11 protein-coding genes, 1 pseudogene and 1 riboswitch are annotated in these 14512 nt (G+C 48.6%); of the genes and pseudogenes, 2 read left to right on the forward strand and 10 right to left on the reverse strand.

What is annotated here, in order from left to right:
- Positions 1-137: 137 nt before the first annotated feature.
- Positions 138-875 (reverse strand): hypothetical protein, encoded by a 738-nt coding sequence (locus tag IEY09_RS19720; RefSeq protein ID WP_037413854.1) that lies wholly within the window; start codon positions 873-875, stop codon positions 138-140.
- A 442-nt stretch (positions 876-1317) separates the two neighbouring features.
- Here IEY09_RS19720 and IEY09_RS19725 point away from each other — a divergent pair, with 442 nt between their 5' ends.
- A complete protein-coding gene (locus IEY09_RS19725; protein WP_229778053.1) occupies positions 1318-1530 on the forward strand; it encodes a hypothetical protein in 213 nt (70 codons plus the stop codon).
- Between the two features lie 86 nt (positions 1531-1616).
- Here the strand turns inward: IEY09_RS19725 and cobO are convergent, their stop codons facing one another.
- The 8 genes from cobO to IEY09_RS19765 form a co-directional block, all read right to left on the reverse strand.
- Positions 1617-2240, reverse strand: a complete 624-nt coding sequence (cobO, locus tag IEY09_RS19730) for a cob(I)yrinic acid a,c-diamide adenosyltransferase (protein ID WP_069453400.1) — start codon at positions 2238-2240, stop codon at positions 1617-1619.
- A 15-nt stretch (positions 2241-2255) separates the two neighbouring features.
- Entirely contained in the window at positions 2256-3881 is a 1626-nt protein-coding gene (locus IEY09_RS19735) for a cobyric acid synthase (protein WP_188872356.1), read from the reverse strand.
- Positions 3882-3994: 113 nt separating this feature from the next.
- Positions 3995-4594 (reverse strand): bifunctional adenosylcobinamide kinase/adenosylcobinamide-phosphate guanylyltransferase, encoded by a 600-nt coding sequence (cobU, locus tag IEY09_RS19740; protein ID WP_047538322.1) that lies wholly within the window; start codon positions 4592-4594, stop codon positions 3995-3997.
- On the reverse strand, positions 4591-5379 hold the full coding sequence (locus IEY09_RS19745) for an adenosylcobinamide-GDP ribazoletransferase (RefSeq protein ID WP_037414785.1): 789 nt from the start codon (positions 5377-5379) through the stop codon (positions 4591-4593). The genes cobU and IEY09_RS19745 overlap by 4 nt, the downstream gene beginning before the upstream one ends.
- A 91-nt stretch (positions 5380-5470) precedes the next feature.
- On the reverse strand, positions 5471-6523 hold the full coding sequence (cobT, locus tag IEY09_RS19750) for a nicotinate-nucleotide--dimethylbenzimidazole phosphoribosyltransferase (RefSeq protein ID WP_037414788.1): 1053 nt from the start codon (positions 6521-6523) through the stop codon (positions 5471-5473).
- A 144-nt stretch (positions 6524-6667) separates the two neighbouring features.
- Entirely contained in the window at positions 6668-7807 is a 1140-nt protein-coding gene (locus IEY09_RS19755) for a FecCD family ABC transporter permease (protein ID WP_188872359.1), read from the reverse strand.
- On the reverse strand, positions 7804-8691 hold the full coding sequence (locus IEY09_RS19760; protein ID WP_037414795.1) for an ABC transporter ATP-binding protein: 888 nt from the start codon (positions 8689-8691) through the stop codon (positions 7804-7806). Before IEY09_RS19760 ends, IEY09_RS19755 begins: the two co-directional genes overlap by 4 nt.
- Before the next feature lie 124 nt (positions 8692-8815).
- Positions 8816-9011, reverse strand: a riboswitch (cobalamin riboswitch).
- 175 nt (positions 9012-9186) lie between these two features.
- The gene (locus tag IEY09_RS19765; RefSeq protein WP_188872361.1) at positions 9187-9909 is read right to left on the reverse strand and encodes a histidine phosphatase family protein; all 723 of its coding nucleotides are present in this window, start codon (positions 9907-9909) and stop codon (positions 9187-9189) included.
- A 209-nt stretch (positions 9910-10118) separates the two neighbouring features.
- Between IEY09_RS19765 and metH the strand changes: the two genes are divergently transcribed.
- Positions 10119-13853: a methionine synthase gene (gene metH, locus IEY09_RS19770; RefSeq protein WP_188872363.1), complete on the forward strand. Its 3735-nt coding sequence runs from the start codon at positions 10119-10121 to the stop codon at positions 13851-13853.
- Between the two features lie 533 nt (positions 13854-14386).
- Here the strand turns inward: metH and IEY09_RS19775 are convergent.
- A pseudogene (locus tag IEY09_RS19775) lies at positions 14387-14512 on the reverse strand (IS630 family transposase); the annotation flags it as partial.

Genomic DNA, 14512 nt, shown 5'->3' on the forward strand with positions numbered 1-14512 from the left:
AATAAGACCTTCGCCAGTACACATTCTCAATCCGCTATTTGCATAATAAAGTGTCAACAACCAGCATCGGGCTTGTTCAACACTTGGGATAAGGTCGCGGCTACGCGCGGCCTATCCTTATTTGTTAGTTGTTTGGCTCACAGAAAATGCAATAACAAACGTCCAATAGAGTTAACCAAATCTCGACTATAGATAGCTAGCCATTTATTAGCATCATGATCAAAGTGTGAATCACTAAAGCTATTTCTAGAGTTTGCAATTGCACTGGTAAGTGTAGAAATGCTTGTCACCATTTGAACCGGATAACTACCTACTGCTGAGAGCTTTGAATCAATGTCTGTTCGAACCAACTTGGACAACGGTATCAAGTCAGTGACATTGCTGCTAGCCGGAACATGTTTCTGAACATAGGATTTATACAACCCCTCCAGACACGTATATGCCAAAGTCATTGCATTGTTGTAGTTTGCCGTATCTATTGCATTGTCAATTTTAGACAGTGTCGAATTGAGTTTATCAGAACTCCACTGATGATTGGGAATAGTAGCTTTGGGAACAGGGTTACCGTTACCAAACATATATGCTCGAAGATCTTGAGCTTCAGTTGGACAATGTGGCTCGACAATATCTATAAAGGCACGAAATACTTCGAACCGTGTTGATTCATCGAGATTTTTGAGAATGTCCCAGTAAAAATCTCGACGAGTTGTACTCTGTTTCAACCGGTTCCTTTCTTCAATGTAGAGCGAATAACCTGGTAAGCCACGATCAAACTGTTGAACAACTTTAATGAAGGCTGAGCCGCTGTGGTAAGCGGGTGAATCTGTTTTATCCAACATACTGAACAAACGACTATAAGCAGATATCCACTGCATTCAATACTTCCTCATAAAACAACTAACATTTTATTAGTGCGCATGCGCGTTTACCTCATTAGACCAGTAAAAACGCACATCATTAACTGCTTGTATTGCAAAGAACTTATCAGCTTTTTATCTAATACACCATCCGGAAAAACGCGCATGCGCGTTTTCCAAACCTATTAACTAATTTTGGGAAAGCTTATGCGGATGATTTTTAAGGGTTTTATAAATTTTAGGCTGGATAAACGCGCAAACTAATGAGTTTAAAAACACTCAAAAGCATCTAAATTTAAATACGACATTATACCCATATATTATTAGTCGCTTTACGGTAGGGCCAAACATTGGGTAAATAGATGAGATTTTGTAGGGCAATTAATTCGTTATTTTTCAATTCACTAAATGAATGCTAGCCAGCTTTGGGACAAAAGCTTTTAGCCAGATGAACAGTTCAATGGTCATTAAAATTGCCATTGTTGCAACAGTGACCGATGGCGGCATGGATGCCGTCGTCGAGCCTATAGGGATATATTCACGGCGTGTCACTGGGGAAACAGTGGCAATGCATATATCGCAATATCCGATTCAGCCGACTTGTTTTGGGGCAAAAGCTTTTAGCCTGATGAACAGTTCAATAGTCGTTAAGATGGCATTGTTGCAACAGTGACCGTTGGCGGCATGGCCGCCATTTTATCACTGTCCAATGTGGATATAAAAAACATCGCTTTATGGCTATAGCGACACACGCTCTGCTTAATAATCAAATCCAGGCTGTGCTTTTATTCCGGCCTCAAAGGCATGTTTAATGGGTTGAACCTCGCTCACGGTATCAGCAAGCTCAATAATCGCGCGGTGGCAGGCGCGGCCAGTGATAATCACATGCTGCATGGGTGGACGGTTTTTAAGTGCAGTCAGTACCCGCTCGACATCAAGATAGTGATAACTGACCATATAGGTCAGCTCATCGAGCATCACGCAATCAATGCTCTCGTCTTGCAGTAAAGCTTCGGCAGCTTCCCAAGCGACCAGGGCGGCTGCGGTATCCTTTTCTTTATCTTGAGTTTCCCAAGTAAAGCCTGTACCCATCACATGAAAACTAACGCCAGCGCCTTCAAGTAGATTACGCTCGCCGCATTCCCAAGTGCCCTTGATAAATTGCACTACCGCCGCTTTTTTGCCATGGCCCACCGCGCGGGCAACCGTGCCAAAACCAGAGGTTGACTTACCTTTGCCATTACCCGTTAAGACTAACAAAATACCCTTTTCATCCTGAGCGGCGGCAATTTTTGCATCGACTCCCGCTTTGAGTTTTTGTTGGCGCGCTTTGTGGCGTTCAGCCTTTAATTGTTCTTGGTTATTATCGTTTGCTGTTGTCATGGTTTGGTATTCATCCTACGGCTTAACTGATGCGGTTAAGATTGCCTGTAATTGTGGTAAATCTAGATGTTCGGCTAGCACATCAGCCAAACGATTCAACTGTTGTTCGCGAATTTCATTGATATCAATTGCTTGTGCGTCTTCTAATCCCGCCCAGCGCAGAATTAACTGGCACGCCTCAGGGCTGTCGAATAGCCCGTGTAAATAAGTGCCTAGTACTTGCCCGTCCTCACTTAAGCAGCCGTCAGCAAAAGACTTTTCCGCCTGTTCATCGGAAGTTAGCTCATTGTTCAAGCGTAATGGTGCGCCCTTGGCGGCATCACTGGAGGTGAGATATTGGGACTCACCGCAGTGGATCTCATAACCTTTGACCGCCACAGTCTGCCCTAACAATCTCAACTCACCTGCGACGCTACGTAACTGCTTTTCGGCTTTAAATTCGGTGGTTATGGGTAAATAACCCAACCCTTGGCTAGTCCCGAGCACATCTTCAATCCCTAACGGATCGGCAATGCGCTCACCCAGCATTTGATAACCACCGCAAATTCCCAGCACTTTACCGCCGTAGCGTAAATGCTTAGCAATTTGCTTATCCCAGCCTTGCTCCCGCAAAAAAGTCAGATCGGCTCGGACATTCTTACTGCCGGGTAAAATAAGTAGATCGGCGGCGATCTCCGGCGTCTGAGCTAAGGCTTGCGTCTGGAGTGACACATAATCAAAATCGATATCGGGATGAAGCCTGAGCGGATCAACATCCGTGTGATTGCTGGTGCGTGGATATACCAGCACTCGCACTTTAAAACGACTCTTGGCCTGCTTAGTTGGCGAGTCAGTGAGCGCATCCTCGGCATCTAAGTGCAAATCATGCAAATAGGGCAGCACGCCTAATACTGGCTTTTGCGTATACGCCTCAAGCCAATCAATACCAGGCTGCAACAGGCTGATATCACCGCGAAAGCGATTGATCACAAAACCCTTTACCCGCGCCTGTTCTGACTCGGATAACAACGCCAAGGTCCCGACCAAATGGGCAAAGACGCCGCCTTTATCGATATCGGCAATAATAATCACCGGGCAGTCAACCGCTTCAGCAAAACCCATATTGGCAATATCCCCTGCACGCAGGTTGATTTCAGCTGGGCTCCCCGCCCCTTCAACCACTATGGTGTGATATTGCTGACCTAGGCGTTCAAAGGAGTCCAGCACAGCATTAAGGGCCATGGTTTTATAATCTTTCGATTTTTCTCCAAAAAAAGCCGAGGCTTCGAGTGTCGTTAACGCTTTACCCTGCACAATAATTTGGGCGCCCGTATCTGAACTGGGTTTGAGTAAAATCGGATTAAAATCAGTATGTGGCGCTAAATAACAGGCCGCGGCTTGCAGCGCCTGTGCGCGGCCAATCTCGCCACCATCAACAGTCACAGCACTATTAAGCGCCATATTCTGTGGTTTAAAAGGCGCGACGTTGACACCCTGACGGGCTAGCAATCGGCAAATTCCCGCCACCAACGTACTTTTACCCGCATCTGAGGTGGTGCCCTGCACCATTAATACTTTGGCGCCTTGGGACGGTGTTTGAGGCAAACTAGCGGTTGACGTTTGATTGGTTGCCGTGGGATCTGCAACGTTATGTGAATGCATGGGCAAGGACATCACTCAATACAGAAAATAAGATAAAAGGCGCTTCTTTTTATACGAACTAAACGCGAAAGCGGCTCAAAATAACATTCACAACTTGATTTAAATGCACCAGCTCATTTAAGCGTCAGTGGTAAACCCGCCACCACTAAGGTCACATTATCCGCAACCGCAGCAACATCTTGGTTTAACCAGCCAGCTTCATCCACAAATTGGCGACTCAGTTCCCCCAAGGGCACAATGCCTGAGCCTACTTCATTACTGATTAAAATCACCACACCTTCAAGTGTATTTAACGCACTGACAAAATCCGTTTTTGCCTGTCGCCAGTGGGCTAACACATCGTGTTGAGATGATGTCGCAACCGCTAGAGCAAAATCTGATTCGGTCGAAGCTGGCTCAGCCTGTGGGTGGACAGCAAGTAATTGATTGGTTAACCAAAGCGTTAAGCAATCCACCATAATCACCCGCCCCGGCTTAGCTAAATGCTTAAGCTTGGCGGTTAATGCCAAGGGTTCTTCAATCAACTGCCAGTCGATATCGTCCTGGGCACGACCATCTTGATGCAAACGGATCCGACTGACCATTTCAGCATCGAGTGCCTGCGCGGTTGCGACGTAGCAGGCATCGAATCCTAAAGCCGTATACTGGCGTACTAAGGTTTCACCGTAACGGCTCTTACCGCTGCGAGCGCCGCCCAGCACTAAATGGATCACAGAATGCTACCTACAACGAGCAGCACGAAGTAACACACAATTTCACAAATTTGCTGCGCAGCGCCTAAGGTATCGCCTGTATAGCCGCCAATTTGACGTCTAAAGATCACCACGATCAAACGGCGCAATCCGATCATAATCAACAACAGCGACAGTGCAGCAATCCCCTTTAACACCAACAGCACTAACACACCACTGGCGATCAAAATAAACAGTTCATTAATGCCTTGGTGCTGCGCTAACGGCTTAGATTTACTGGACTCATCGTCGCGCACATATTTTTCGGTGAAAATAAGGCTCGCGGCCACGACTCGACTCACAGTATGGGCGACAATCATCGCCGAACCAGCAACTACAGGGTCATAAAGCGCTAATTCCACCAATAATTGCCATTTAAGCATCAAGACAATAATCAAGGCCAAAGCACCATAACTACCAAGGCGCGAATCCTTCATAATGCGCAGCTTGTCTTCAGCCGTCCAACCGCCACCAAACCCATCGAAGGTATCGGCTAACCCATCTTCGTGGAAACCGCCCGTTAACAGTACGCCCGTTAACATCGACAGCAATACAGACACCCCAGCGGGTAACCAATTTTGAGTCAGCCAAAAAACGATGGCGCTTAACAGTCCCACCAGTAAGCCCACTAAACCAAAGTAACGACTGGCTTTATTGAGTTTATCGGCATCGACTTCGACCCATTTGGGCATAGGAATACGGGTAAAATAGCCCATGGCCACAAAAAATAAATCTATCTCTTTGTGCCAGCTTTCGCGTTCTGACATAAAGCATCCTTAGTGAATACACACTTGCTGCAGGGTTTAAAGTTAAAACGATTGGCTAAACGTTATTATTTTAAATAAGTTAGCAGGCACATCATACAACAGCCTCAATCCCTGCATCACTAAAACTCGCCATTTGATTGTAAAAATTTACTGCGGCTTGAATTAACGGCAATGCTAAGGCTGCACCCGTGCCTTCACCTAATCTAAGCCCCAAAGATAACAAGGGTTTAGCTTGCAAATATTCCAACATACGTTGATGGCCTTGCTCCTCGGAGCAATGGGCGAAAATCAGATAATCCCGTACATTAGCATTGATCGTCACCGCCACTAATGCGGCGGCTGTCGCAATAAAACCATCCACAACCACCAACATCTTGCGCTCAGCAGCAGCCAGCATGGCACCCGTCATTTGCACAATTTCAAACCCGCCAAGACAAGCAAGCACTTGTTTTGGCCCACTAAGCGCACTTTGATGCGATAGCAACGCCAACTCTACCAAGGTTAACTTACGCGCTAAAGTGTCGCTATTAATGCCTGTACCGCGCCCCACACAGTCAGCCACATCGAGCTGCATAATCGCCGCCATAATTGCCGCGGCAGAGGACGTGTTGCCAATCCCCATTTCACCAAACGCAACCAGATTACAGCCCGCTTGATGGTGACGCTCAATAAGCTCCCGCGCCATATCAAAGCCCTTATCCACACTCGTTAAAGGCATGGCGGGTTCCAAATGAATAGCAGCAGTACCCGCGCCAAGACGTTGATCGATAATCCCTTCTAGCCCCTCAACGGGTGTCAAAATACCGCAATCGATCACTTCAAGCGTAAAACCTAATTGGCGACAAAACACATTAATGGCCGCGCCGCCGTGGGCAAAGTTTTGCACCATTTGGTGGGTAACTTCACTTGGGGCAATCGAAACCCCTTCAGCGGCAATGCCGTGATCCCCTGCAAACACCAACATGGTCGGTTTGACTATCTGCAATTGTTGTGGCCCTTGAATGCGAGCAATTTGTAATGCTAAGGATTCGAGTTGTCCCAAGGCACCTGGCGGCTTGGTTTTAAGATCGATTTTTTGTTGAATAACCTGATCCTGCGCTTTACTCACAGGCTCGATTTGAAATGACAGGCTTGATTGAGACATTCACACTCCAGTGACTAATTCGATTTCAATAACTCGTTCGATTTCAATAACTCGTTCGATAACAACTACGACGCATACAGCGGCTATTTTCCATACGCACTTAGTACTAAATTAGCTAATCCTCTGCGAAAAACGCGAGTTCAATTAGTTGCGCCGACGCAAAATCAGCAAAAAGAAAAAACTGCCTATCGAGGCGGTGATAATCCCAACGGGCAGTTCTTGATTGCCCAGCAAACATCTCGCGAGCACATCAATCCACACCATAAACAAGCCGCCCACTAACGCGGTGAGCAAAATTGGCTGACGCCCGGGAAATAACAAGCGCACCGTATGGGGGATCATTAATCCAACAAAACCTATGCCACCACAGGTCGCCACTAAAACGGCGGTAATTAGCGAGCAGAGCAATAACATATTGAGGCGTAATTTAGGTACATTCACCCCTAAGGTGTGGGCCGTTTCATCCCCCGCCTGCAGGGCCATAATCTGCCGCTTCCAACCGAGGATGATAAAAAAACTCACCAATACAACGATGGATGGCAAAATTAAGAGCGGCCAACTGGCCTTAGCAAAACTGCCCAAACTCCAAAAAAGCACTGATGCCGTGGCCTGCGGGCTGGCAAAATACAACAGCAAGCTGGTTAATGCGCCAAACATAAACGATGTTGCCACCCCAGAGAGCAGCATGCGCTCAACTTGGCTGTTGAGCCCAAGCCCTGACAAGGCGAGAACAATAAGAACGGATAAACTGGCACCAATAAAAGCGCCGAAAGGCAAACTAAACCACAGGAGCCCAGCAAACATTCCCGAGCCACTAAAAATCCCCGAATTGGCAATAACGCCCGCATTACCGAATAGACCGGAGCCAGTAAACAAGGTCAGCATCACCACAGCGCCAAAGGAGGCTCCTGAACTAATGCCAAATAAATAAGGGTCAGCAAGCGGATTGCGCGTTACGGTTTGCAGCACACTGCCCGCTAAAGACAGCCCCGCCCCCGCCACAAACGCGAGCAATATCCGTGGCAACCTTAATTCCATCACAATCCGCTCCGTCATCGAGGCGGCAGTTGACGCATCGTCGTTGGCGAAAAATTGATTGAATAGTTTAATAAACACATGCAGCACATCTAAAAAGCTGATATTTGCCGCGCCAAAACTGGCGGCCGCAATCGGGGTCAGCAGGGCAAAACCCACCAAGCCAAGAATCAGCCATTGCTGGCGGGTTAATGGCGTTAAAATATGGGTTAAAAGATTCATTATTATCAGCTTAAACGTGTCAATCATGGCGTGTTTATCTCCCCGTTGATGTTATGGGGAGCGGATACAACCACATCATCCGTCGGTGATTTTTGATAACCATAAAAGTAATTAATTAAAGGATTGGCATGTTGTGGATGGGGCATCACTTGAGCGCAAACACCAAAAACTTGGGCAATGCGCTCCTCTGTTAATACCTCACTCGGCGTGCCCATAGCGCTCACTTGCCCCTTATCCAGTAGCAGCAAACTATCACACAGGGCACTTGCTAAATTCAGATCATGAATAGAGGCAATGACACTAATGCCAAGGCTTCGAACCAACTCCAAAATTTGTATTTGGTAGCGCACATCGAGGTGGTTTGTGGGTTCATCTAAAATCAGTAACTGAGGTTGTTGCACGATAGCGCGGGCAATCAGTGCCCGTTGTTTCTCGCCACCGGAGAGCCGCTCATATTGCTGATAGCGCTTATGGCTAAGACCTACCTTTTCAAGCGCCTTGATAATTTTTTCACTATCACCGCTGGAATTAGTATCGAACATACCTTTGTGGGGCGTGAGCCCCATAGCAACGAGTTGCTCTGTGGTCATATCAAAATAGTGCGGCGTATCCTGCTGCACCACAGCTACTTTGCAGGCAAATGCCTTGGGCGAAAGCTCGTTAATGTCCTGCGAAAACAAACTGATTTGCCCCAGAGTTGGGCGAATAAAACGATATATACAACGCAGTAAACTGGATTTACCCGCACCGTTAGGGCCGATTAATCCCAGCATTTCACCTCGTTGTAGGGCAAAGTTAATCCCTGAAAGAATGGTTTTGCCTTCGATGGTCCAACTCAATTGGCTGACATTGAGTGCCACATTAGCTAGCACCGCCGAAGATTGCACATCTGTTGACGTGGAAGGCTTCATTAAAAGCAGCTCCCACAGGCATATTTTGTACCCAAACCCAGTAGCACCATGGGCCACAGGGCGAAACGAATCAATATCATTTTCTGCTCCCTCGAGTCACCCGCTCGAGAACTAAGGCTGCACGCAGCGAAAACAGAAATAGGCAGGTCTCCTGACTTGTAGCAAAGAAGGTTCTAGGTTCTAGGCTCTAGATTCTAGGCACTTCTTTTAACTACTCACAGTTGCGGGTACAGTTCGGGCTGGCTGACGGGCAGCACCCCGATTCCCTATTATGTTTGGGTTGATTCGGCGTTTATAACGACTATTGCCTTAAGCGAATAGCACAGGATAAAGCGAAATTCCCAACACCTATTTCTGCGACATTTAAACTTAGCGAACACAATGCGCTATCTCGCTCAAACGTCAGGGAAAAGCATTATCCTATATCTTGCTCATTAGGCAATGCAGTTTAAATCAGAAAATGTTCATCATCCCATTTAGCATGAGATTTCAATCTCAATCACCATGGCTCGATGGCCAGTCTAAGCGCCAGTATCGAGTCCCATGTTTATCTTCGAGTACATTAATTGTCACCACCGCGGCAACCGGTAAAGTCAGTTGACTGTAAAACCCTACCGTTCTCACCGCCCCCAATGCTCTTGCCATTAAATGACGGATCACCCCGCCGTGGGTCAGAACCGAGATATTGGCTGTGGGTACATTGGCATTACACTCGCCGTGGGCCTGTCCATCATCCAACGCCAGCAGGGCAAACTCTTTATTGAGGATCTGCTCTATTGCGCCATCGATACGAGCCTCGAAACTTGCCATCGTTTCACCATTGGGCGGCGACACGGCCCAAGGATCTTGCCAATAGGCCGCCATGCGCTCGCCATCCTGTTGATATAACTCATCGAGCAAGCGACCATCCCAATCGCCAAAATCCATTTCTTGTAGATCCTCCAGCAGGTTGACCTCAAGCGACGAAGGCGTTGGCGCAGCTAAATGTGAACTCTCAGACAAGCTGGAATGCGGCTCCAGCGCCAACTCCTTGGCAAATTCAGCGCAGCGCCTTGAGGTGGAGCTGTAAATACCGTGGCATTCTCTGGCCTGCAAAGCGACTGCTGCCAACATCTGCCGCCAGCCCTTCTCGCTCAGTGGAACATCGACTCTGCCACGTAAAATGGCCCCGCCCTCGCATTCCCCATGGCGTAACAGTAATAAGTGAACTTGTTTCATATATGCCTTTTAAAAATCTTAGGATCTAGATTCTAGATTCTCGCTCCTAATGACTTTCACCTTGCCCTGACAATCCGATGTCGCGTATTATGGACGTCTATACGTATAAATGTCCAAACCATAACGAACGACATTCAATAATAAAATGCAATTTACCGCAGAATTGCATATTTTTGGACTCAACTTAGCTGTAGTAAAGGTAATCATTTATGGCGATATCTCTCCATCGAGCCAGCCAAACACTGGCAGACATTCGCAACCAGTTGTCAAAGCGCATTCTGATTTTAGACGGCGCCATGGGCACTATGATCCAAGGCTACAAGCTAGAAGAAGCCGATTACCGTGGCGAGCGTTTCAAGGATTGGCATACCGACGTTAAGGGCAATAACGATCTTTTAGTGCTCACGCAGCCACACATCATCAAACAAATTCACACCGACTACCTATTAGCCGGTGCCGATATTATTGAAACCAACACCTTTAACGCCACCACTATCGCCATGGCCGACTACGATATGCAGTCGCTGTCCGCCGAAATTAACCGTGAAGGTGCGCGCCTCGCCCGTGAGGCCTGTGATGAAATCGAAAAAGCCACAGGGAAACCTCGTTATGTCGCCGGTGTGTTAGGACCCACTAACCGCACTTGCTCTATCAGCCCCGATGTTAACGATCCCGGATATCGCAATATCCACTTCGATGAGTTAGTGACCGCTTACTGCGAATCGACCCGCGCGCTGATTGAAGGTGGCGCCGATATCATTATGGTCGAGACCATCTTCGATACCTTAAACGCTAAGGCCGCCTTATTTGCCATCGAAACCGTGTTCGATGAACTCTTTGGGGCAAATTCGCCAGCGCGTTTGCCAGTGATGATCTCAGGCACCATTACCGATGCCTCGGGTCGAACCCTGACCGGACAAACCACCGAAGCCTTTTATAACTCCCTTCGCCATATCAAGCCGTTATCTATCGGCCTTAACTGCGCCCTTGGGCCAAAAGAGCTGCGCCCCTACGTTGAAGAACTGTCACGCATCGCCGAATGTTATGTCTCGGCGCACCCTAACGCGGGTCTACCAAACGAGTTTGGCGGTTACGACGAAACCCCAAAAGACATGGCCAGCGTTATCCAAGAATGGGCCCGTGAAGGCATGCTCAACATTATCGGCGGCTGCTGTGGTAGCACGCCCGAGCATATTAAGGTCATTCGCGAAGCCGTAGAGCCGTTTGCGCCACGGGTATTACCCGAGATCCCCGTCGCCTGCCGTTTATCGGGTTTGGAACCGCTCACTATCGACGCCCAAACCCTGTTTGTGAACGTGGGTGAACGTACCAACGTCACTGGCTCGGCCAAGTTCTTAAAACTGATCAAAGAAGGCAAGTTCGAGCAGGCGCTCGATGTCGCCCGTGAACAGGTAGAAAGCGGCGCGCAGATCATCGACATCAACATGGACGAAGGCATGCTCGATGGCGTGGAGGTGATGCATAAGTTCTTAAATCTTATCGCCTCTGAGCCGGATATCAGCCGCGTGCCGATTATGATCGACTCCTCAAAGTGGGAAGTGATTGAAGCGGGCCTCAAATGTATTCAAGGCAAGGGTATTGTTAACTCTATCTCCTTGAAGGAAGGCGAAGAGAAGTTTATCGAGCAGGCAACCCTCGTTAAACGCTACGGCGCGGCGGCCATTATTATGGCGTTCGACGAGCAAGGCCAAGCCGATACGAAGGCACGCAAAGTCGAGATCTGTACCCGCGCCTACCGCGTGCTGGTCGATAAGGTCGGCTTTCCACCCGAAGATATTATCTTCGACCCGAATATCTTCGCCATTGCCACGGGTATCGATGAGCACGATAACTATGCTGTCGATTTTATTGATGCCATTAAAGAAATTAAGGCCACCCTGCCCCACGCGATGATTTCGGGCGGGGTGTCGAACGTGTCGTTCTCGTTCCGCGGTAACAACCCAGTGCGTGAGGCGATTCACGCGGTATTCCTGTACCACGCGATTAAAGTCGGCATGGATATGGGGATTGTCAACGCGGGCCAGTTAGCGATTTTTGACGATATCGACCCAGAGCTTAAAGTACGGGTCGAGAACGTGGTGCTCAACCTACCTTGCCCGGTTGAAGGCTCGAGCAATACCGAGCAATTGCTTGAGATTGCTGAAAAATTCCGTGGCGATGGCTCAAGTAGCGCCAAAAAGGAAGATTTAGAATGGCGCTCATGGCCAGTTAATCAACGTTTAGCCCATGCGCTGGTGAAAGGCATCACCGAATTTATCGACGAAGATACTGAAGCGGCTCGCCAGCTTGCCTCCCGTCCGCTGGATGTGATCGAAGGCCCGCTGATGGACGGTATGAATATCGTCGGCGACCTGTTTGGCTCGGGTAAAATGTTCCTGCCACAGGTGGTCAAATCCGCGCGGGTGATGAAAAAGGCCGTGGCCTACCTCAATCCGTTTATTGAAAAGGAAAAAGTTGCAGGTCAGTCTAACGGTAAGATTTTGATGGTGACCGTAAAAGGCGATGTGCACGATATCGGCAAGAATATTGTCGGCGTGGTGCTCGCCTGTAATGGCTTTGAAGTGTTCGATTTAGGCGTGATGGTGTCAGTAGAGCGCATTCTTGAGGCGGTTAAAGAACACAATATCGATATTATCGGCATGTCAGGGCTGATTACCCCAAGCCTTGATGAAATGGTGCATAACGTCAAAACCTTCCACCGTGAAGGGCTCACCATTCCGGCGATTATCGGCGGCGCAACCTGCTCGAAAATCCATACCGCGGTGAAGATTGCGCCCCATTATCCCCATGGCGCGATTTACATTGCCGACGCCTCCCGCGCCGTGCCCATGGTCAGCAAACTGGTCAATAACGAAACTCGCCAAGCGACCATCGATGAAACCTACGCCGAATATGACGATATGCGCACCAAGCGTTTATCCCAAGCTAAGCGTAAGGAAATCGTCTCGCTAGAGGCCGCCCGCGAAAACCGCTGCCAGCACGATTGGGCCAACTACACCCCATTCAAACCTAACGTGCTCGGTCGCCAAGTATTTGATGATTATCCATTAACCGATTTAGTTGACCGTATCGACTGGACGCCCTTCTTCCGCGCGTGGGAGCTGCACGGCCATTACCCTGAAATCTTAACCGACAAAGTAGTCGGCGTTGAGGCGCAAAAGCTGTTCGCCGATGGTCAGGCGATGCTTACAAAAATCATCGAAGAAAAGTGGCTCACCGCCAAGGGCGTGATTGGGCTGTTTCCCGCTAACACCGTCGGCTTCGATGATATTGAGCTGTACACAGATGAGACTCGCACCGAAGTCGAAATGACCACCCATCACCTGCGGATGCAGCTTGAGCGTGTGGGTAACGATAACTTCTGTCTGGCCGACTTTGTGGCGCCCAAAGACAGCGGCGTTGCCGACTATATGGGCGGCTTTGCGGTCACCGCAGGACATGGGATTGATGAGCATATCGCCCGCTTTGAGGCAAATCATGATGACTACAACGCCATTATGCTCAAATGCTTAGCCGACCGTTTAGCCGAAGCCTTTGCCGAGCGGATGCACGAGCGCGTGCGTAAGGAATTCTGGGGGTATGCCGCCGATGAGCAGCTCGATAACGAGGCGTTAATTCGCGAGAAATACAAGGGCATTCGCCCTGCACCGGGTTACCCCGCTTGCCCAGATCACACCGAAAAAGGCCTGTTGTGGGAACTGTTAAAGCCGAATGAAACCATCGACTTAAACATTACCGAAAGCTACGCCATGTTCCCTACCGCCGCAGTATCGGGCTGGTACTTTGCCCACCCGAAATCCCGCTACTTTGGCGTGAGTAATATTGGTCGCGATCAGGTGGAGGATTACGCGAAGCGTAAGGGGATGACAGTAGCAGAGACGGAGAAGTGGCTAGCGCCAGTGCTTGACTATGATCCTGAATAGAGAGTGATCCAGAGTAATCAGGATCGGACTTACGCTAACGCGGTTTGAAAAGCTGATTCAAACTTCGTTTGAATTTTAACTCAAAATCAAAGTCGTGGGGCTTCACCCCACACCCGATGTTGCTGGTTCGTTTTGCATCGCGAACTAGCAACAATATCGCTGTAAAGTAATGGTGCAACTCATTGCCTGCCGCAGGCTTTAGCACTGTTACCCCAGTGACACGCCGTACTTATGCTTTAAAAAAAGTATCCTTGTAGGCTCTACTAAAACATCCATGTTTTAGAAGGTCACTGGTGCAACAGTGCCCTATCTGGTGTCCCCATTAGGCTCTGCAAAAATTGCATGGGCTAATTCAGAAAAATCATCATACAAAAGACCTGTTTCGCGCTTATTCGAAAATCACCGATTTTCATTCGCCCCTTCCCCGAAAGCTACGCAGACGTCCTGTCTTCAACGCCCTTCAGCAACTTCGCAGGGGGTAGGTGAACTTCTGCTACTTTTGTGTTGCCTCTAAATAGCTGATCCGAATACAGCTACATTTTCGCCGTGCCATGCCCACTGCCAGGAAATGGGGAAACGGTTCCCATAAAATGCCATACCATGCCAAGCAGTTCCCGTATGTTCCTGCAAGCGTGATTGCGGGTTACCGTTTCATGCAG

Origin of the sequence: Shewanella xiamenensis, from assembly GCF_014647135.1 — a bacterium.
GTDB lineage: Bacteria > Pseudomonadota > Gammaproteobacteria > Enterobacterales > Shewanellaceae > Shewanella > Shewanella xiamenensis.